The sequence below is a fragment of the Anaerococcus sp. AH8042_DFU013_CI05 genome, assembly GCF_047936775.1.
In the GTDB taxonomy this organism is placed as follows: domain Bacteria; phylum Bacillota; class Clostridia; order Tissierellales; family Peptoniphilaceae; genus Anaerococcus.
Map to the genome: position 1 here is coordinate 753497 of NZ_CP175954.1, position 21454 is coordinate 774950.

Below are 21454 nucleotides of genomic sequence, written 5' to 3' on the forward strand. Positions count from 1 at the left end.
TCAAGAATATTTATTCTTATTTCAAGCCGTTTTAAATAATTATTCAAAATGATAATTGATATCAATGTTATTTTAACTTATTTAGATTGCAAATTTTATAGTCTTTTTCAATAGCCTGATCATCAGACTCATTTTGAATTCTTACCTTACAGCATTCCCTTACATAGTCGCTTCCTACCACAACTCCTTGGCCATCTTCAGTTTCAACACTTTGACCATATTTAGGCATGACTTTTTTTAAATTTAGGTAGTTATCCTCTTCAAAAGCCAAACAACACATAAGTCTACCGCATACTCCCGATATTTTTGACGGATCCAGACTGATATTTTGGTCCTTAGCATATTTAATTGATAAAGGAGCAAAATCAGTTAAGTGTCTTGAACAACAACACTCCTGTCCACAAGAACCATAATGTTTTACTAATTTTGCATAGTCCCTTACACCAATCTGTCTAAGTTCGATACGGCTTTTGAATGTACTTGCTAAATCTTTAACTAAGTCTCTAAAATCAACTCTTTTATCAGAAGTAAAATAGAATGTTAACTTTGATCTATCAAAGTTATATCCACAATCAACAATCTTCATATTTAAGTCATAGCCATCAGCCTTATCTTGGCAGATTTTCTTTGCTTTTTTTGCATCTAGTTCATTGATAAAGTGAGTCTTAATGTCCTCTTCATTTGCGATTCTTAATACTTTATTTAATTTTTTATCAAATTTTTCTTTTTCTATATCTACATTATATAGAACTACTTCTCCAAATTCCTCACCATCTTCGGTATCTACAATAACTTTTTGTTTGTATCGAAAATTTTGATCTTCTGCATCAAAATAATATATCTTACCGGTTTCCTTAAACCTTACACCTATTACGTTCACTTTGTCATTCCTCCCCTGAATATACTAAATATAACTTCCTCAATAGATAAATCATAATTAATATTATTTTTTAGTCCAGTTTTTATAGTATATATCAGGTTGATTACTTCCTCTATCTGTCCTAAATCCATATCAGTTAATTTCTTGATATTTAGATTCACTGATGCTTCATCATCTGTGTATTTGGTTTTTATTACTTTATTGAATACTTCAATAAATCCATCAAATATTACAAGTTTATCGTTTTTATAAGAATCAAAAAATGCTTTGTTGGCATAAAAGGAGCTTATATTTCCTTTATATACTTCAGATATTATTTCAGATAGTTTTTCTATATCAATATCACTAGCTATCTCATTTGTATCAAGTCTAATTATTTGACAACGAGATCTAATAGTAGGTAATAATAAATCTTTATTTTTCGTAGTAAATATTACCATATTATAATCTTTTAGCTCTTCAATAGTTTTAAGCATGGCATTAAATCCTTCAGTTCTCATATTGTGAGCATTATGAATTATATATATTTTGATAATTTTATTTGATGGTTTTAAAACAGTATCTTTGAGTAATGCCCTTATTGATTCTATATCTATGATTTCATTTTCATTATCTATTATGTATAAATCTGGATTAAGTTTATTTTCTATGTAAATACCTTTATTTTCAAAAACCTTTTTTGAAAAATCATTAGCAAATTCTAAGTTATATTTTTCATTTGGAGATTCGAAAATATAGGCATGGGATAATGTGTTTTGATTTATTTGTAAATCTAAGTCAATCATAGTCTGATATATTGATCAACATCAATAATAAATATTGTTGCTCCTCCAACTGTAATATCTACAGGTACTGTATTTGTAAGTAGTGAGCTTTCTGCTGTTGGGTTTATAATTGTAGTAGTTGTGTTTCTTCTCTTGCAATTATGTTCTATGATAGATAATACATCATCTAATTTTTCTTCTTCTACTCCTATTAATAATGTAGTATTTCCTTTTTTTAGAAAGCCTCCAGTTGTAGAAAGTCTTGTCACTCTGTATCCATTTTCAGTAAGTGCATCCATCAAAAAATTAACATCTGCATCTTGTACAATAGAAATTAACAGTTTCATCTAATCCTCCAATAAGTTTTTTATGAGTTTTAAAACATTGGTGCTTACTTCTTCTATGGAACGAGTGGCATCCACTTGTTTTATATCATCTTTGTATCTATTTGCTATATCCAAATAAGCATCAAATATTTTTTTATGAAAATCAAAATCTTCATTTTCTAATCTATCTGGTGAAAAATTTGCTCTTTTACGTATTAGAGCAGTTTTATAGTCAATATTGAAAAATATGGTTAGATTTGGTTTTATATTATCTGTTGCAAAATCATTTATTTTCTTCACCTCATCAATTCCAAGTTCGCGTCCAATGCCTTGGTAAAGTAAAGAGCTTAAAACAAATCTATCACATAAAATAATTTCACCATTTTTTAGGCCTGGTTTGATTTTCTCTTCGACTAGTTGAGCTCTGCTTGCTGCAAAAAGCAAACTTTCTGTTTTAGCAGCCATTTTGATATTATTATTATCGATAATGATTTCTCTGATTTTTTCAGAAATATCTGTCCCACCTGGTTCTCTAACTATTCTTATATCATAACCTTCGCTAGTTAGTTTTTGATTTACATTTTTTAAGATTGTGCTTTTTCCAGATCCATCTGGTCCTTCAAAAACAATAAGTTTTCCATTCATAAGTCTATTATAGCAAATATTTCCACTTTATGGCAATAAAAAAAGACCCTAGGGCCTTTAAATTATTATTCAGCGTTTTCTGCTTCTTCACCATCTTCTGTTTCTTCAACAGTTGGTACATTAGCAGCATCAACATCTTCTGCTTCTTCATCTTCTGAAATTTCTTCTTCAGTTGCTTCTTGTAATGAGCAGATTACTTCATCTTCTTCTTCAAGAATTGTGATGTTTTCATTTCCAAAGATATCTAAATCAGCAACAGTTCTGTTATCTCCGATTTCGAATTCAGTAATGTCAACTTCAGCTGTTTGTGGAATGTATTTAGGTAGACATTCTACTTCAATTGTATCTAGATTTTGAACTAATACTGCTTGATCAACTTTTAGATCTTCTCTTCCTAATAATACAACTGGAACGCTAACTCTGATTGTTTCGTTTTGGTTAATTGCTTGGAAATCGATGTGTAAGTATTGGTTTTTGTATGGATGTGTTTGGTAATCTTTAATAAGTACGTCTTTGTTTTCTCCATCAACATCTAATGTGATGATTGTAGATGTACCTGCTTGTCTTAAAATTTTATCGAAGTCTCTAGATGTAACTGTTACATTAAGATTATCTTCACCTTTGGCATAAACAACGCCTGGAATTAATTCTTCAGCTCTTAACTTATTAACTTTATTTTTTCCAGTAACTTCTCTGTTATTTGCATTTAATACTAAGTCTGCCATATTCCCTCCTATTATATTTTCATACTGACTAATTATACCCTAAAATCTCATACTTTACAATGCTTTGTTTTTATAATATGATATTAATTAGATAAATAACTATTCTTAAAATTTTAAGGAGAAAAATATGACTAATAGAGTTATAAAGTTTGGACAACTTGATTTAACCATTGACGGTCAAATGCTTGATATAAATGATAAGGCTCCTAATTTTAAAGGAAAATTAGAAGATCTTTCAGATTATGATTTTTATAATAATGAAAAAGGTAAAGTAAAGATTATTTCAGCAGTACCTTCTCTTGATACATCAGTTTGTGAACTTCAAACATTTTTATTATCTAAAAATGAAGAAAATTTCCCAGAGGATTTTTCTGTAATCACTATTTCAAATGATTTGCCTTTTGCTCAAAAACGTTTTGAAAAAGAAAAAGATATTTCAAAAGTAAAGTTAGTATCAGATTACCTATATGAAGATTTCGCCAAAAAATATTCGCTTTTTATAAATGAATTAAAATTAATAAATAGAGCTATTTTTGTTGTTGATAAAGATAATGTGATTAGACACGTTGAATACTTAAAACAAAATACAGAATTGCCTGATGTAGAAAAGGCGTTAGATATTGCTTTAAATCTTACAAAAACAAATTAAAACCCTTAAGATATTTACTCTTAAGGGTTTTTCTTATTTTAAAAATTCTTCATATTTTTCTCTATCATAAACGACGTCTAATTCACCAATAAAGTTAGTATATCTGTCAGGATAGCAAAATCCTTCTTTAAATCTATACAAACCATCTTTTGAATCAAGGGAAAAAGTACCACCAAAGTCAAAATAGTCATATCCATTTTCACGGCACCATTTAATTTCTTCCCATATCATATTAAAGTTTGGCATTTTGTTTCTCATTTCATTTGAACTAGCTGCATATAAATAATACACTTTATTACCATATGGTATTAATAAAGATGCTGACAATGCTTGGTCTTCAAAATAAGAAGTAAATATAGTTCCATCCAGATGCTCAATCAATCTTTTAAAATATTCTTTTGGTCTATGTCCAATTTCTTGTCTATCGGCCATAATTTTTGTTAATTCATAAAATTTATCCAAAGTTTTATCATTGGTTTCTTTTACTGTTTTTATATCATTTCTATAGGATTTTCTAATGTTTCTGCGAGTGGCGGATGAAAAACTTTCAAATAGTTCATCTTCACTCATACCAGAAATTGGTAAAATCATATTGTATCTAGGTTGTGTAAAAGAATGTGGATTCGTTCCATAAGTTCTAAAATCATATCCTCTTTTTTCATATTCATAAACAGCCTTTTCGTCAAAAATAACTTCTGGATCTAGTCTTAACAAGAATGCGTCATACTTTTCTTTTAAAACTTCAGATTCCTTTATTAGAGAATCAACAAGATTATAGTTTTTGAAATCACAAACTGGACCACGTGGTGCATATAGAAAATACTTTCCATTAGGGTTTTGTATCCCTATTACACTCATAGCAGCGATAATTTGCTTATTTTCCTCTATATAAACATAATCACTTGACCAATTATTCTTAATTTTAGCCCATGCTGGATCTTGCATAGGACTTCCATACTCAGATTGTCTTACAAACTCTTTATATCTTTCAAAATCTTCCTTAGTTTCTACTAATGGCATTATCTCTCCTAATCAATCAAACTTTCTAAAAGAGTCAATGTTGTAATTGACCCTATTCCTTTTTTGCTTGTTAGTACCTTCACATCTAAATCTTCTAACTGATCATAATTAATGTCACCTACTATCTTACCATTAACTACAGATGTTCCAACATCTATTAAAACCTGCCCATCTTTAAAATAGTCTTTGACATAATAATTTGCCCTTCCTATAGCAGAAATAAATATATCAGAACCTAAGATAGCCTTGTGCGGATCTGGGTAAGCACTATTTAAAACTGTAACATAAGCTCTATGTTTTGAACAGTAACTAGCTAGTGGTAGACCAATCAAATTTGTATTATTAGCAATAACTATTCTCTTTTCTTTTATGCTAATATTATTATAATTTAAAAAATTTATTATCGCTTTTGGTGTTGCAGGAAGGCTATTAAGATCCCCTGTCATGCTTTTTCCCAAGGATTGAAAAGTAAATCCATCTATGTCTTTTAATTTAATATCTTTTCTTAAATCATCAAACTCTTTGGATGATCCAAAGGGTTGTAATAAGATAAAGGCATCCTTATCTTCAAAGTAATCTGTGTAGGCTAGGACATCATCATTATTTGAATCAGAGTTAAAAACTTTATCTTCATAAGGAATATCAAATTCTTTACATCGCTTTATTATATATTTCTTATAAGACTCAACTTCTGCGGTCGCTTGTTTTGATAGGATGTGAAGGGTACTAGTTATATTTTTATTATTTAATTTTTTTATTAAATTATTTTTTATATTATCTGTAGTTAAAATCTTCATGTGTATACCATCTAAAATCTAGATATTTAAATATTTTTCTCTTACTTCATTAGCCATGCCACAGGACATTTTTCCCTCAGGACATGGTCCAGTTACGCAAGATGGCCCAGCATTTTTAAATAAAGAAGGATAAATATCTTTACAAATTTTAACTATCTCATAAGCTAAATTCCTAATCTCCCACTGAGCTCTATTACAACACCTTAAAGAGAAAAAATGTAATAAGGTCCTAGCATTCATTGTAAAAACTATTTTAGTTTCGCAAGCATTTGGAAATACATATCTTGCATCTTCAATCGATACTTTTTCAGCCTTACTTTTAGCTTCTTTTTCGGATAATCCATCTTTGATAAATTCATTATAATTTTTTTCAAATAAAATATCTGTAAGATCAATATAAGCTTTTTGGTCAGATTCCATAGCTTTAATAAAAATATCTTTAGCCTGTGGGTCTTCTTCTATAGCTGGTGGAATAATAAATTCAAAGCTATCAATTTTTACATAACGTTGAGATTGTTGTGAATATGAAGCTAGTCTGTGTCTAACTAATTGGTGGGTAAGAGTTCTAGAAACTCCTTCTACTGCAAAAGTAAAGCTAGCATGTTCTAAGGGTGATTCATGACCTAGGTTAACTAGCATATTTATATATTTTTGAGTTGACTCTTTATCTAATTTTTTATATATACCATCTATCCCAACTGGCGAATAGCAAAGTTTACCCGCGCTTGCTATTAGCTCTTCTGCATCGGGTGTGTAAGCTAATAATTTTACTTGCATTTAATTCTCCCCCTTATTAATTATGACAATAAAAAAAGCCCATTAGGGCTCTAATTATTCTAACTAAAATATTCTTCTTGCACCAGCAAATACTTTTTGATAGTAGTTGCTATATACGTTATCATATTTTACACCTGATTTTGGTGTTGATGCGTGGATAAATGTACCATCAGAACTTGTTACAATTCCTACATGATCTATTCCACTACGATTTGAGAAGAATACTAAGTCTCCTGGTTGTAAATTATTAATGCCAACAGCATAACCATTGTTAAATTGAGCTTGAGATGAGTGTGGTAGGCTTACACCTAATTGATTATAAGCATAAACTACCAAACCTGAACAATCAAAACCTACTGAAGGATTAGCTGCTCCCCAAACATATGGACTACCAGCAAATTGACTAGCTATATTTGCAGCTTGTTGTCCATTTTGGTTTACAACTGGTGCTGGTTGATTAGCTTCTTCAACAACTTCTTCATCTACTACTTCTTCAACAACAGCTTTTTTATCATTTTGATTTTCATTTTGAGCTTGCGCTTCAACCGCTTGTGCGCTTGCTTCTTTTACTTCTTCTTGAACTTGAGCTGGTTTAGAGTCTTCTTTTTTTACTTCTTCAGTTGTTAAATAGTATGCAGATACGAAGGCTGTTTTTCCATTATAAGTTGTTTTAACCCAACCATCAGCAATTTCACCATCTACTTTATTTCCGCTTGCTAATGTTCCGATGATGTTACCAGTTTTAGCTGCATCTCTAACATTTACAGCTGGAGTATTGTATACCCAACCGCTAAAAGGTGTGCCATAAGCTACTGGTGTTTCTTCAACAACTTTTTCTTCTATTTTAGCTTCTTTTTCCTTTGCAGCTTGAGCTTTTTTTTCTTCTTGGGCTTTGATCTCCTGAGCCTTTTTTTCTTCTTGGATTTTTTTAGCTTTAATAGAATCAACTAGAGTTTGAGGGTATTCATTAGAGAGATATTTTAGATTTAGATATCCTTCATTTATTTTTAACCAATCTCCTTCAACTACTCCATCTACTTTATCCCCAGCTGCTAATGTTCTAATTGCATTAGTATTATCTTCCATTGATTTGCTTGATCTGATGTATAAAGCTTCTACATTCACAAATTTTGTGGCTTCTTCAACAGTAGATTCTTCAGTAGCTTGAGATTCTACTTCTGCATCATTACTATCAAAATAATTTGTAACTTCGTTATCAGCTTCTACTTCTTCTAATTGATTAGAATTATCCGCTTGTAAGTTTTCATCTAGTTTGGAATCATCATACATAATTACTTCTTCATTATTTGATTCTAAAGACTCCTGAACTTCTTCTTCAGATTCTTGAGATTCTTTTCCATCAACCTCTGCAAGTTCTGAATCATCATAAGCGATTACTGTTTCTTCTTCTACTGGAGTTTCATTTGAAGTTTCTTCTATGTATTCTACTTCTTGATTTTCTTGTTCTACTGGGTCAGATTCTTCTTTTATAACATTAATTACAGTTGTAGCAAGGATTTCTTTTGCGTTTTCCTCAATTTTTGCAACAGTTTCTTCTTGTTTTGAAGTATTTTTTGCTGTTCTTGTTTCGTTTGCTATAGCTGTATTTTTAAGATCATTTGTATAATCTGATTTTACTAAATTGTAATCATATGTGTTATCACTGTAATTAGGTGTAATCATTGTTTTAGTATTTTTATCAGATTCTAAATTGTTTATAGTTGAAGCGTATGCTGTAGCTCCTGCTGTTACGGCAGCAACTAATGATAAAGCTGCTCCAATTCTTTTTTTATTCATTGGTAAATAGATCCCCTTCTTTACTGTTTTTTAAATAGTCTTGAAATTAAATCTGAATTTATTTTATAATATCTTAACATTTGTGTCAAGAAAAAGTTACAAAAAAATTACACTTTTATAGAATTTTGTTATATATATTGGTCTTTATGAAAATATAAGCAAATATATATAAAATCTATTCGATAAAAGTGTAATAATTTTAAATATTAAAAAACAAAATAATTACATTTTGTAATAGTTATGTAAGGAGCAAATCTATAAGCCGTGTTCTGTATTAGACAATCATCTATCTAGACTTGCTGTTACCAACAAGTTCAAGCGAACTACCATTCTGGATCAAAGCCGAGCAAGCTTTGTTTATCATCCCTTTGTTCTTGCACCGGATGGGGTTTACATAGCCTATATGTCACCATATAGCTGGTGAGCTCTTACCTCGCCATTCCAACCTTACCAAAAATTTTGGCGGTATACTTTCTGTTGCACTTGCCTGAAGATCACTCCTACTTGACGTTATCAAGCATCCTGCTCTGTGGTGCACGGACTTTCCTCGTACTAAGCCGCGATTGTCTGATTTACTCCACACTTTATTTTACCTTTTATTAAATATTTGTAAAATTTATATTATATAAAAGTTCTAAATGTATCTTCTTTTGAGTAAGTATATATTTTAGAATCAGTCATTTTACTTATTAGATCTTGAAGTTTATAAATAACATGATTTTCGCTTGCAAAATGCCCCGGATCAATTATTAAAAGCCCCTTATCACTATAATCCATGGCTTCATGATACTTTACATCTGCAGTAACTATAGCATCTATGCTCAGTTTTAGACAATCATCAAATAATTCTGCCCCTGCTCCTCCACATACAGCAAGTCTTTTTATTTTTTTGTTCATATCTCCATAGCAAATAACCGCTCTTGCATTTAGCTTTTCTTTTATATTCTTAGCAAGACTTTGAATATTTATTTCATTTATGTCCCCAAACCTACCAAGTCCTGGGTCTTGTCCAATTTCTAATATCTTAGTATTTTTTAATCCTAATATATCTGCTAAGCCATCATTTAGGCCATCATTAGCCTTATCTAGGTTTGTATGCATTGAATAGACACTAATATCGTTTTTAATAACTTTTTCTAGTCTATTATAGAATTTATCAGTAAAATCAATGTATCTTATATCATTAAATATATATGGATGATGAGTAACTATAAGGTTGCAATTATTTTTAATAGCCTCATCTATACCTTCTTCTTCAAGGTCAAGGCTAATCATAACATTTTTAAGTTCATTGCTAGGATCTCCTATTTGTAAGCCCGAGTTATCCCATTGTTCTTGTAAGTCTAAGGGATATTTTTCTTCTAATTTTTCTATTAATTCTCTAATTTCCATCTATCTTTTACCTCATTTATTGCTTTAAGTCTTGCATTTATTTTCTCAAGGCCGTCATTATTTGCTGATTTTTCTATAATATCATTTTTAAATTTTATATTTTTTTTATAATCTATTTTGATTTTATCTGCAAGTAAAATGCTTTTCTTATCTATATTTTCAAATCCATAATAAATATCAGCTAAAGATAAATCTTGGTGTTTTCCATATGATACTTTGAGTATGTCATAATACTTTCCATGCTCAAATGTTAAAAAATCTCTTACTATTTCAAAGTTATTTTCATTTAAATATTCTCTTAGCTTTTCTGTTGCAATATTTGATGCCAAAATCATATAATCTAAATTTTTAGCAAAATCTAAACTTTGATCTATAATTTCAATAATTGTATTTCCACCCATTCCTGCTATTATAGCCACTTGATTATCATTCTTTTCTACACCATTAAATCCATCTGTAACTTTGGTTTTTATAATTTTTCTTAACTCATCATCAAGCCTATCTTCAAGCTTTTTAAGAGAAGGAGCAGATATATCTGTTGCAAGTATATTAGTACTTATTCCGTTTTTTGCCAAATATAAAGGAACCAATCCATGATCGGTTCCTATATCTATGACATTTTTGCCACTATCAATTATATTAATTATTTCCATTAATCTTTTTTTATCATTCATTATAAAAAATCTTTCAACGTTTCACTTTTATTTGGTGATTTTAATTTTCTAAGAGCCTTTGCTTCGATTTGTCTAATTCTTTCACGTGTAACATCAAATTCCTTACCTACTTCTTCTAGGGTTCTTGGAGTACCATCTATTAGACCAAATCTTAATTGCAATACTCTTTTTTCTCGCGCTCCAAGACAAGATAGTACATCATTTAGTTGTTCACGAAGCATAGTATAGTTTGCTGCATCATCTGGATTTACTGCAGTTTCATCCTCTATAAAATCTCCCAAATGTGAATCTTCTTCCTCACCTATTGGGGTTTCTAAGGATACTGGTTCTTGAGCAATTTTTCTAATTTCTTGTACTTTTGTAACTTCTATACCCATTTGTTCTGCAATTTCTTCATTGCTTGGGTCTCGTCCTAGATCTTGAACTAGTTGTCTTTGAGTTCTAACAAGTTTATTAATTGTTTCTACCATATGAACTGGTATACGTATGGTGCGTGCTTGGTCTGCAATAGCACGAGTAATAGCTTGTCTAATCCACCAAGTTGCATAAGTAGAAAATTTAAAACCACGATTGTAATCATATTTATCAACCGCTTTCATCAGACCCATATTTCCCTCTTGAATTAAATCAAGGAAGCTCATTCCACGACCAACATATTTTTTGGCAATAGAAACTACAAGTCTTAAGTTAGTTTCAGCTAATTTTTGCTTAGCTCGTTTTGATTTTAATATTGCTCTTCTAAGATTTAAATTATCCTCTTCACTTATACTTTCAGATCCTAAAATCATATGAGCCATATGACTATCTGCTAAATAAATTTCTAAGTCTTTTGAAAACTCTAAGCAAATTTTATTTCCTTCTTTTAACTTTGATGAATATTCTGCTGCTTGTCTAAAATTATCTATAGTCATTCTATCATTTGTTTTTAGATATTCATTATTTGCAGCTTTGGATAGTAAATCAGTAAAAAATTCATAGTTAAAAGTAACAACGTCTTCTTCTTCATTTAGATTTATCAAATGGTCGAATGAATCAAAAAGGTCACATAAAGAGTTAGCTTCACTAATTGATAGTTCTTTTTCTTCTATAGATTGGCTTGCTATTTTACATATTAAAACTTTTGCCTTAAGTTCTTCGATTTTTTCTGTATCAGGGTTTTCTACCATTATTTCATCAAATAATTTTCCCATAGCTATAATTCCATTAAGATTATTTAATGAATTATCTGAAATTTTGCCTTGCTCTATTAATTCTGCATCAGCTACTTTAATAACTTTAGCAAGATTTCCAAAGAAAATATCATTTGATAATTTCATTTTATTTTGCTTATTTAAATTGTGTCCTTCTAGTTTTTTTCTGGAGATTTCTCCCATTTCCATTTGACGAGCAAGACTTATTTCTTCTTTAGCTGTCAAAAGTGATACCTTACCAATTTCTTTAAGATACATCTTTACAGGGTCATCCAGTTTTATTCCAGAGATATTATCGACATCATCATCAACAATTTCTTCTTCTAGCTCTGTTTCGTCAATATCTTCTTCTTCTGAAATTTCATCATCTAAATCTTCTTCTAAGTCTTCATCATTTTCTAAATCTTCATCGGCATTTGACTCTGACTTTTCGACAATTTCTACTCCCCTACTGATAATTTGTGATATGACATATTTTTTGCTATCTTCTTCTATTTCTCTAAATGTCTCAAATGTATAAATTTGTGTATAGGTGATCATCCCATCTTGGTTTTCACTTATAGACTGAAATTCTTCAATTATCTCATTTAAAACATCTTCATCAAGTAGTTTATCGCTATCGCTACTCATTCAAACTCCCCTTAGCTTCTTTTTTAAGAGATTTTAATTTATCACGTTTTTTAATTCTTTCAAAATGCTCAATTTTTTCAATTAATTCACTTGGATAAACTGGATAGGTATTATCTCTTATATAATTTAAAATATATATATAATCCTCATCATTTTGATTAAATTTATCAATATTCTTATTTAATACAAACTCTTTCATATCTAAAATTTTTGAATCACTTAAGCTTCTGTCAAAAATTTCTTTGTTTTTTAAATAATCTTCTTTTTGATTAAAAATCAATCTTAGTACTTCCAATTCATGGAAATTAAATTTTTGAGGATTGCTTTTTACAATAACATTTGAAATATTTTTATCATTAAAATATTTCTTCGTGTTTTCTTTTTTTGTAATATTAGTATTATACTTGTCGACTGCTTGATTTAAAGTACTTTTATCTATCTTAAAAAGAGTTGAAACATTATTTGTAAATATTTCTCTTGTAAGATCTGAATCAATACTCGCTAAGAAATCAACAAATAAATCAAGCTTCTCATACTTTTCGTTTGGACTTGCTTTGGAATATAAGTCTAATATTTTATTGTATTTATAATTATAAACATCTAAAGCATCAGATTTTTTAGCTAAAAATGCATCTTTTCCATATTCTTTAATAAAGTCATCGGGATCTAGACCATCTTCTAATTTAATTATTTTTGGTTTTATATCAGCTTCCAAGAAAATTTCTATGGCTTTATCAGTAGCATTTATTCCTGCACTATCACTGTCATAACAAATATATACATTTTCTGCGTATCTTTTTATAAGTTTTGCCTGATCAGCTGTTAAGGCAGTACCTAAGCTAGCAACTGCATAGTCTACTCCATGATGATTAAGTGCTATGACATCCATATATCCTTCTACCAAAATAATGTCTGTACCTTTTTGTTTTTTATAGATATTTAGTCCGTAAAGGTTGTATCTTTTTTTAAAAATATCAGATTCTGGAGAATTAAGATATTTGGGCATTTCTTCTCCAATAGCCCTACCTCCAAATCCAATTACATTTCCATAATGATTTATGATAGGAAATATTATTCTGTTTCTATATTTATCGTAGTAGTTTCCCTTGCTAGATTTTTTTATAAGACCTATGTTTTCTAAATCTTCTTTATTGTATCCCCTAAACTCTATGTAATCACATAGATCATTCCATGAATTTTTAGCAAATCCCAGCATAAATCTATTTACAATTCTGCCGCTAAGTCCCCTATTTTTTAGATAGTTTATTGCTTGTTTACTAGTTAATAGATTTTTATAAAAAAACATCATTATGTCTTTATTAATTTCATAAAGTTCTTTGTTTTTCGGATTTGCGATATTATTATCTGTATACTCCATTCTTATACCAGCTTTATTTGCTAAATATTCTAAGCTTTCAGGATAAGATAGACCTTCTTTTTGCATAATAAAAGAAACAACATCTCCACCTACTCCACATCCGAAGCAGTGAAATAATTGTTTCTTTTCATCTACTGTAAAAGAAGGTGTTTTTTCGTTATGAAAAGGACATAAACCTTTATATGAGGAGCCGGCTCTTTTTAAGTCTACATATTCTCCGATAATATCAACTATATTTGAGCTAGCTCTAATTTCATCAATTTTTTGTTCTGAAATCATAGCCAAATAATCACCTCTATTACTAGAACTATACTTATAATAATAACCTAATCAATTTAAAGTTATAAACAAAAAAAGATTTTACAATTTGTCTTTGTAAAATCTCTTTTAATATAATTATACTAATTTTTCTTCTGGTCTTTTCTTTAGCTTTCCTAGTATTAGAGCACTGACTATTGATCCAACTGCGACTGCTAGTAGGAAAAATAAGGCTTGGTTCAAGCTACCCATAGCTGGCAGTACAAATACCCCACCATGTGGAGCAGGTGATTGCACATTAAATGCTCCGACTAAAGCACCTGCTATAGCTGATCCTATCGCTACAGATGGGATAACACTTTGTGGTTCACTAGCTGCAAAAGGAATTGCTCCTTCTGTTATAAAACTTAGTCCTAGGATAAAATTAGTAATCTTAGTCTCTTTTTCTTTTTCTGTAAACTTATTTTTAAATAATGAACATGCTAGTGCTATAGCAATTGGTGGTACCATACCTCCAACCATTACTGCAGCCATATATGAACCAATGCCTGTATCAGTAAATACTCCAATAGCAAATGCATAAGCTGCTTTATTGATTGGACCTCCCATATCTATTGCCATCATGGCACCTAATAACGCCCCTAATAAAACTCTATTTGATCCACTCATATTTAATAGCCAATTATTTATAGCTGTATTTATACCTGTAAATATAGGATCAATTATAAAGTACATTACAATTCCAGTAAGTAGTAAACCTAAAACTGGGTATATCAGCATAGGTTTAAGACCTTCAACTGATTTTGGTAAATTTCTAGTGATTTTTTTGATAAAGTTGATTATATATCCAGCTACAAAACCACCAATCAATCCACCTATAAATCCAGCACCTCGGCTTGCCATAAGTCCTGCTACCATACCAGGCATTAATGCTGGTCTATCTCCAATTGACATTGCTATATATCCAGCAAGGATTGGAATTAGGAAACTCATAGCATCAGAACCTAGACCATTTAAGAATATAAATGACGAAGAACTATCACCCATAAATCTTTCAAATAAGAAAGAAATAGCCAGTAGGATACCCCCACCTATTACAAAAGGTAGCATATGGCTAATACCATTCATTACATCTCCGTATACCCTTTGCCATAGATTTTGAGAGTCATCTGCGCTTTTCTCATAGCTTTCATTTGCTTTATTCTCACTATGGAAGATATTAGCATTTCCTTTTATAGCACGGTCTATAAGCTCATCTGCTTTTCTGATACCATCAGAAACAGGTCTTTGTATAACTTTTTTTCCATCAAATCTAGCTGTTTCTACTTTCTTATCAGCTGTAATGATTACTGCTTTTGCTCTTTTTATGTCTTCTTCAGTTAATCTATTTTTTATACCATCTGATCCATTTGTTTCAACTTTTATATCAACTCCAGCTTTTCTAGCAGCTTCTTCTAGTCCTTCTTGAGCCATATAAGTGTGGGCAATCCCATTTGGACAAGCTGTAACAGCCACTATAAAATCCTTAGATATATTTTCACCTGCAGAATCATTATTGCTAGGAGTATTTGAAGTATAAGTATTTTCCACAACTTTTTCTTCTTTTTTATTCTCAGAATATTTATCAATCACCCCATATACTTCATCCGGAGTATTGGCATTTTTTAAATCATCAACAAATCCTGCCTTCATTATCATTTTTGATAATTCTGCAAGAGTTTCGACATGAAGGTTATTTTCTCCATCTGGAGCTGCTATTGCAAAAAATACAAATGTATCTTCACCATCTAGCGCTTCATAATCTAGGCCATCTTTTTTCCTAGCAAAAAGTACCGCTGGTTCTTTTACTGTTTTATTTTTAGAGTGAGGAATGGCTACTCCATCACCTAAAGCAGTTGAGCCTTGCTCTTCCCTAGCCTTTAATCCTTCAGAAAATTCTTCTTTTGAATTGACAAATCCATGGTCATAAAATTTTTGTGCTATTTCTTCTATTGCATCCATTTTGTTATTTGCTTTTAAGTCAAGAATCATCAATTCTTTTTTAAGTAAATCTTTAATTTCCATAATCTTTTACCTCAACTTTTTCTAAAATTTCATATATTAACTCTTTGCTTGCAATATCTTCACTAAAAGCTGTAGCTGTTCCACATGCCACTGCTAACCTATAGGCCTCTGTTTTTGAAAGGCCATTTTTAATTCCATATACAAATCCAGCAACCATACTATCTCCAGCACCTACTGAATTAATTAAATTCCCTTCAATCGGAATTGCTTTTAGTATTATTTCATCGCTTACAAAAATAGATCCATCTTTTCCTAAAGAAATAATAACATTTCTTGCACCTAGTTCTTGTAATTCTTTTGCATATTTTAATATATTAGTTTCATCAATATTAGTTTGAAATATTTCTTCTAACTCATCGATATTCGGCTTTACTAATAAAGGTTTATAAGATAAATAATCTAGGAGTTCTTTTCCAGCAATATCGATTGTGAACTCTAAATTCTTTGTATCTAAAACTTCTTTATAAAAATCTTTTCCCAATGATTTAGGTATTGATCCTGATATTATTAAAGTATCATCTTCATTTAATTTAGATATCTTTTCTAAAAAATTATCAACTTCATTTTTATTAATTACTGGTCCACCAGCATTTATCTCTGTTTCTACGTCGTATTTAAGTTTTACATTTATGCGGGATTGACCATCGATTTTTGTAAATCCTTCTTTTATATTTAGATCATTAAGTGACTGAATTATAAAATCTCCAGTAAATCCGCCCACAAAACCTAAATTAACAGGGTCTTCACCTAAATTTTTTAAAAGTTTAGCAACCATTATTCCTTTACCACCAGGGAATTTATTATCCTCAAAAGATCTGTTAGTAGCTCCATCTTTGTATTCATCAAGTTTCATAATGTAATCAATAGATGGATTTAATGTTAATGTATAGATCATTAATCCTCCTTTATAAGTTCAGCTTGAGTAACTGAGCAGATGTTTGCAAAATATTTTTTCCCTATTTTTGACGAGTCAGCTAAGATATAAGGTTTACTTGCGTTATTAATAGCTGCTTTTTTTATTAAAGCTTCATTTATATCAGCTGTAGTGTAATTTTTATCATCCACACCATTAGCACCTATAAAAGCAATGTCAAAATTTAAGTTATTTATTTCACTTATAGTTTCTTCACCATAGCTAATAAAAGTAGCTGCTTTCATTTTTCCACCTAATATAATAGTAGGAATAGAAAAGCTACTAAGTTTTTCTAGATGCATCAATCCATTTGTCACAACTGTAACGTTTTTTTTATCTGCTAGATAGTCTATTAAACTATGAGTAGTTGTTCCTGCATCCAAAAATATATACGATCCTTCTTCAATTAATAAACTAGCTTTTTTCCCAATACTTTTTTTTGCATCAAGATTAGTAGTTTCATTGAATTTAAAATTCGTTTCATCTAATAGCTTATTTAATGTAGCACCCCCATGAACTCTTCGAATTTCTCCCTTATCCTGTAGATAATCAAGGTCACGTCTGAGAGTAGATTCACTAACATCTAACTTTTTTAAAATAGTAGAATTTGAAACAGTTCCTTCTTTTTTTAGAATATCTCTAATAAGATTTAATCTCTCTTCAAGTATCATAAGATTAATATACTTCAGAAACACTCATATTCAATCAAAACCAGTCACAAACAAAATAAAAAGTGAATTTTTAAAAAAATTTTGAAAGTTATCAATATGTATAATTTAATTAATAAAAAATTGCAAATAATTAATTTCCTTAAAATTACTTTAAAAATTTATTTTATTATATTATAATGGTTATATAAAGTAATAAAGGATGAAATAAAAGGAAAAAAGGATATGATGGAAAATACTAACTTTAGAGACATAGAGCATGAAAATGACATTTCTAATGTTGATATCAAAGTATTAGATGCTCAAAGAAACAATTATACTAGAAATTATTCTTCAAGAATTCAATTTCACCCTTTTACTTATTTTTATTTCGTTAATAAAGGTTTTGGTAAACTTTCAATTGAAAATGAAACAATAAGTATCCACCAAAAAGATATAATAGTTATAAATTCAAATATTGGCCATACTATTTATATAGATGGTTCTTGTGGTGAGTGTGAAATTCTTGGATTTGGTGTAGAGTCACTTTCTTTTTCAAAAGTGAACAGAATGAAAAGTAATATTGAGCCAATAAATTTCTTTTCTGCAAATATTGAAGAAGATAAAATTGATGCATCTTATTTTGATGAAATCTATGATGAATTTCATAGTGATCAAATTTTCTCAAAAGCAATGGCCAATTCTAAGGCGGCAATATTTATCGTAGAACTTCTAAGAAAATTTGAAAATCAAATTACTGTAAAGCATGATAGAAAAGTTAACAGACAAGTTGATTATATTAAAAATTACATTGATAGTAATTATGCTGAGGATATTAAGCTTGAACAACTTTCGGCTATGGCTTATATGAATAAATTTCACTTAATTTCAGAATTTAAACAATCATATAGAGTTACACCAATAGAATATCTGATACTTAAAAGAATTGAAATTTCTAAGAACCTACTTATATCTACAAACCACTCCATGGAAGAAATATCTTCAATAGTTGGATTCAATTCTCAATCTTATTTTAATCAAGTTTTTAAGAAAAAAGTTGGTCAAACACCTTCTCAATTTAGAAAAAAACATAGATTATAAACTAATATAAAAAATAAACTCGTGTCATTTTAAATAAATATTTTGTATAATGACACGAGTTTTAATTATATTATAGCTTATTCCATTTTTTCAAATAATCTTTATAAAAATCCATATTCTGAACAGTTTCTAGTATCCCCTTATAATTACCATTCTTATCCCAAACTCCATAGTAAGTTACTGTATAATCGCTTCCTGCAATATTTCTTATAACAACTACTTTATCACGAGCTCCAGATTTTAAATCTCCAATAATCTTTCTTACCTTTCGTTCAGCTTGTGGTGGATGGCAAGAATAAACTTCTCTTCCTAAAGATGATTTTGGTCTTTTAAAAACTTTATATCCATTATGGTTATTGTAATATGAATTAATATCTTTTTCATCAACAAATGTTATTTCAATATTCATAGTATCTAGCATTGCTTCAAGTTGATCAACTCTTAAGCGACCTTTTGAGAAATATATATAATTATCTGTATCATCATCTGATTTTTTCAAAGATTCATTAAAGTTATCAGAAACTTGGATATTTATATCTGGATCATATTCTGCTAAGTCATTATATATATTTTTATAATCTTCATCAGATAACTTTTCTTCCAATAATGGAAATAAAATATTTTCCTCTTTATAAGTCATTTCTTCTGCTCTTGCAATAGTATCTTCTAACAAGTCTTTATCATTATTTTTAAAAGCTTTCTTGAAATTTCGTAATATTTCATAATCTACTGACCACATCACCTCTGATGGACCAGGTTTATTATATTTTGACTTTAATAGCGGATAAATCAAATCACCTTTTTTTCTATAATGACTGCCTAATCTTTTTTGTAATTCTTTGTTTTCTTTTAAAATTTCATCTGATGTTGAGGACTTTTCTTCTAATAAAGCATTTTTTATCAAGTTGTTTTCATTACTAAAATAGCTTAAAACTTTATTATTATAGGTTTTTGTTGTATTTTCATTTTCTGTCATTCCATGAAAAAGTACTGAGTGGACATCACAAAGTTTTCTTACTTCATTTTTATCCATACCATCATTAAGTAATGCTTCTTCTGCATCCATAATTTCTGAAGACGAAACTTCATCAAAATTTTCCTTAAATTCCTTTCTGACAATTTCAATATCTTCTCCATCTGATAACCTTTTTATATAGGACTTAATTAAATTTTGTCTTTCAATCACTTCACTATCCAAGGATAAATCTATAATTTCATAACCCAAGTTTTCAAGTTTTGTATTTATGCTATCTATTCCAAGTAATTTCGCACCACGTTTTATTGACATTTTATTTGCCATATTTTTTATCATTAACGGATTATCTAAACCGATAAACCCGATATTTATCAAATCATTTTTTAAATCTTCGTTTGATTGTATTAGCTTTGCAATATTTTCATTAATATCAATTTTCATATTTTCCCTCCACCATTATATTAATATATAAGGAGTATCATTATCAGTAACATTTGTTACAAAACCATAAAAAAATAAAACTGTAGTAAAATTTACTACAGTTTTTGTTAATAATCTACACCTGATGAGTATTCACTATTTGCATTCCAAATTAAATATTCATTAAGACCTTGATCATAAATTGCATCTATTTGAGCTTGTACAGCTTCTCCATCATATTCCATCCAATTTCCTTCACCAATCCATGATGCTGTAAAATCTTGGATCCAAGGTCGTGATACTGGTGGATGATCAAGTTGACTTAAAACTTCTTTTTCTTCATCTAAATATCTCTTTACTAATTCGTAAGGTTCTAGGTCTGGTTTTTCTATATCAAATGACCAACTTCCCCAGTGTGATGGATATATCATTGAAGAAATAACATCTGTTTGATTTGACATTTCATCAAAGTCTTGTCCTATACCCTCTGCTCTTCTTACTTGAAGTGCATAACCAAAAACATCTATTGACATTGGTACATTGTATGATTGAAGTTCTTCACGTGCTCTTTTAACAAATCCAGTTATAGCTGCGACTCTTTTTTCACCTTCATCCAATTCGGTATTATCTTCATACTCACCTCTTGAGTAATCTAAAGTATCACCGAATGTTTCAAATCCTTCAGCAAATCTAACATAGTCAAATTGGATTTCATCAAATCCTGCTTGAGCTGCTAGCTTAGCAATATTTATATCATAGTCTTGAACTTCTTTTAAAAATGGATTCATAAATGCTTCTTCGTGTGCATTTTTCCATAAAGTTCCATCATCTAGGGTAAAACCCCATTCAGGATTTTTTTCAGTTATAATACTATCTTTAAATGTGGTAATCCTACCTATAACATATATTCCTTTGCTATGAAAGTCTTCTATTAACGCTTTTGGGTCTACTATATCTATTTTTGAATACTTGATATTTTCATCATCAGTATCAAAATTCATAGTTACATTGCCCCAGTCATCTTTAATATCTATTACTACGGCATTTAAATCAGTGCTTTCTAGTAAATCCATAATTTTATTATAAGTTTCTGGAGTATTTACACTATAAGTATTGAAGTATAAGCCTTTCACTCCATCTTTTGGATAAAATTTTGTTTTTTTCTCATCTAATGATAATAGTCTCGATGTATCATAATCCATATTGTAGTCATCTGGTGTAACTCCAACTTCATATGGCTTACCGATTGGTTTATCAATTGCATCATTTATTAATCCATTATCTTTTAGAATTTCATCAGCAGCTTGATCTATTGTTTTATCATCTACCTCGGGAACTTCTTTTTGATTAGTATTTGTGCAGGAAGTTAGAACTAACATTAATGATAAAAAAAGATAAGATAATTTTCTTTTTATGTTCATACACTCTCCT

Annotated in this window: 20 protein-coding genes and 1 other RNA gene; 2 read left to right on the top strand and 19 right to left on the bottom strand. The window is 29.6% G+C overall.

The window, feature by feature from the left end:
* Nucleotides 1-67 precede the first annotated feature (67 nt).
* From ACKRLN_RS03980 to ACKRLN_RS04000, 5 genes are all read right to left on the bottom strand, one after another.
* On the bottom strand, nucleotides 68-880 hold the full coding sequence (locus tag ACKRLN_RS03980) for a PSP1 domain-containing protein (RefSeq protein WP_203126697.1): 813 nt from the start codon (nucleotides 878-880) through the stop codon (nucleotides 68-70).
* Complete coding sequence (locus ACKRLN_RS03985; RefSeq protein WP_416335324.1) at nucleotides 877-1665, bottom strand: DNA polymerase III subunit delta; 789 nt, start codon at nucleotides 1663-1665, stop codon at nucleotides 877-879. Before ACKRLN_RS03985 ends, ACKRLN_RS03980 begins: the two co-directional genes overlap by 4 nt.
* On the bottom strand, nucleotides 1662-1991 hold the full coding sequence (locus tag ACKRLN_RS03990; protein ID WP_203126699.1) for a cyclic-di-AMP receptor: 330 nt from the start codon (nucleotides 1989-1991) through the stop codon (nucleotides 1662-1664). The genes ACKRLN_RS03985 and ACKRLN_RS03990 overlap by 4 nt, the downstream gene beginning before the upstream one ends.
* Nucleotides 1992-2615, bottom strand: coding sequence for a dTMP kinase (gene tmk, locus ACKRLN_RS03995; protein ID WP_203126700.1), 624 nt, complete (start codon nucleotides 2613-2615; stop codon nucleotides 1992-1994).
* A 65-nt stretch (nucleotides 2616-2680) separates the two neighbouring features.
* Nucleotides 2681-3340, bottom strand: coding sequence for a 50S ribosomal protein L25 (locus ACKRLN_RS04000; RefSeq protein ID WP_416335325.1), 660 nt, complete (start codon nucleotides 3338-3340; stop codon nucleotides 2681-2683).
* Between the two features lie 127 nt (nucleotides 3341-3467).
* Between ACKRLN_RS04000 and tpx the strand changes: the two genes are divergently transcribed.
* On the top strand, nucleotides 3468-3989 hold the full coding sequence (gene tpx / locus ACKRLN_RS04005; protein WP_203126702.1) for a thiol peroxidase: 522 nt from the start codon (nucleotides 3468-3470) through the stop codon (nucleotides 3987-3989).
* 33 nt (nucleotides 3990-4022) lie between these two features.
* Here tpx and ACKRLN_RS04010 read toward each other — a convergent pair whose 3' ends face one another.
* The 12 genes from ACKRLN_RS04010 to ACKRLN_RS04065 form a co-directional block, all read right to left on the bottom strand.
* On the bottom strand, nucleotides 4023-5009 hold the full coding sequence (locus ACKRLN_RS04010; protein ID WP_296141177.1) for a lipid II:glycine glycyltransferase FemX: 987 nt from the start codon (nucleotides 5007-5009) through the stop codon (nucleotides 4023-4025).
* An 8-nt stretch (nucleotides 5010-5017) separates the two neighbouring features.
* Complete coding sequence (locus tag ACKRLN_RS04015; protein ID WP_203126711.1) at nucleotides 5018-5806, bottom strand: bifunctional 5,10-methylenetetrahydrofolate dehydrogenase/5,10-methenyltetrahydrofolate cyclohydrolase; 789 nt, start codon at nucleotides 5804-5806, stop codon at nucleotides 5018-5020.
* An 18-nt stretch (nucleotides 5807-5824) separates the two neighbouring features.
* Nucleotides 5825-6583, bottom strand: a complete 759-nt coding sequence (thyX, locus tag ACKRLN_RS04020) for an FAD-dependent thymidylate synthase (RefSeq protein WP_203126713.1) — start codon at nucleotides 6581-6583, stop codon at nucleotides 5825-5827.
* Between the two features lie 63 nt (nucleotides 6584-6646).
* Nucleotides 6647-8380, bottom strand: a complete 1734-nt coding sequence (locus tag ACKRLN_RS04025) for a C40 family peptidase (protein WP_416335326.1) — start codon at nucleotides 8378-8380, stop codon at nucleotides 6647-6649.
* A 242-nt stretch (nucleotides 8381-8622) separates the two neighbouring features.
* An RNA gene (gene rnpB / locus ACKRLN_RS04030) (RNase P RNA component class A) lies at nucleotides 8623-8959 on the bottom strand.
* A 42-nt stretch (nucleotides 8960-9001) separates the two neighbouring features.
* On the bottom strand, nucleotides 9002-9772 hold the full coding sequence (locus ACKRLN_RS04035) for a Nif3-like dinuclear metal center hexameric protein (protein WP_416335327.1): 771 nt from the start codon (nucleotides 9770-9772) through the stop codon (nucleotides 9002-9004).
* Entirely contained in the window at nucleotides 9754-10446 is a 693-nt protein-coding gene (locus ACKRLN_RS04040) for a tRNA (adenine(22)-N(1))-methyltransferase (protein WP_416335328.1), read from the bottom strand. The genes ACKRLN_RS04035 and ACKRLN_RS04040 overlap by 19 nt, the downstream gene beginning before the upstream one ends.
* The gene (gene rpoD, locus ACKRLN_RS04045; RefSeq protein ID WP_416335329.1) at nucleotides 10446-12266 is read right to left on the bottom strand and encodes an RNA polymerase sigma factor RpoD; all 1821 of its coding nucleotides are present in this window, start codon (nucleotides 12264-12266) and stop codon (nucleotides 10446-10448) included. The genes ACKRLN_RS04040 and rpoD overlap by 1 nt, the downstream gene beginning before the upstream one ends.
* Nucleotides 12259-13929 carry a DNA primase gene (gene dnaG / locus ACKRLN_RS04050; RefSeq protein ID WP_416335330.1) on the bottom strand — a complete coding sequence of 557 codons (1671 nt, stop codon included), beginning with the start codon at nucleotides 13927-13929 and terminating at the stop codon, nucleotides 12259-12261. Before dnaG ends, rpoD begins: the two co-directional genes overlap by 8 nt.
* A gap of 111 nt (nucleotides 13930-14040) precedes the next feature.
* Nucleotides 14041-15966 carry a fructose-specific PTS transporter subunit EIIC gene (locus tag ACKRLN_RS04055; protein WP_416335331.1) on the bottom strand — a complete coding sequence of 642 codons (1926 nt, stop codon included), beginning with the start codon at nucleotides 15964-15966 and terminating at the stop codon, nucleotides 14041-14043.
* Complete coding sequence (gene pfkB / locus ACKRLN_RS04060; RefSeq protein WP_416335332.1) at nucleotides 15956-16861, bottom strand: 1-phosphofructokinase; 906 nt, start codon at nucleotides 16859-16861, stop codon at nucleotides 15956-15958. The genes ACKRLN_RS04055 and pfkB overlap by 11 nt, the downstream gene beginning before the upstream one ends.
* Nucleotides 16861-17550 (bottom strand): DeoR/GlpR family DNA-binding transcription regulator, encoded by a 690-nt coding sequence (locus ACKRLN_RS04065; protein WP_416335333.1) that lies wholly within the window; start codon nucleotides 17548-17550, stop codon nucleotides 16861-16863. Before ACKRLN_RS04065 ends, pfkB begins: the two co-directional genes overlap by 1 nt.
* 222 nt (nucleotides 17551-17772) lie before the next feature.
* Here ACKRLN_RS04065 and ACKRLN_RS04070 point away from each other — a divergent pair, with 222 nt between their 5' ends.
* Nucleotides 17773-18627, top strand: coding sequence for an AraC family transcriptional regulator (locus ACKRLN_RS04070; RefSeq protein ID WP_308669843.1), 855 nt, complete (start codon nucleotides 17773-17775; stop codon nucleotides 18625-18627).
* Between the two features lie 70 nt (nucleotides 18628-18697).
* Here ACKRLN_RS04070 and ACKRLN_RS04075 read toward each other — a convergent pair whose 3' ends face one another.
* Both ACKRLN_RS04075 and ACKRLN_RS04080 read right to left on the bottom strand, forming a co-directional pair.
* On the bottom strand, nucleotides 18698-20044 hold the full coding sequence (locus ACKRLN_RS04075; protein ID WP_416335334.1) for a DUF438 domain-containing protein: 1347 nt from the start codon (nucleotides 20042-20044) through the stop codon (nucleotides 18698-18700).
* Between the two features lie 107 nt (nucleotides 20045-20151).
* Nucleotides 20152-21444 carry a putative glycoside hydrolase gene (locus ACKRLN_RS04080; protein WP_416335335.1) on the bottom strand — a complete coding sequence of 431 codons (1293 nt, stop codon included), beginning with the start codon at nucleotides 21442-21444 and terminating at the stop codon, nucleotides 20152-20154.
* Nucleotides 21445-21454 lie beyond the last annotated feature (10 nt).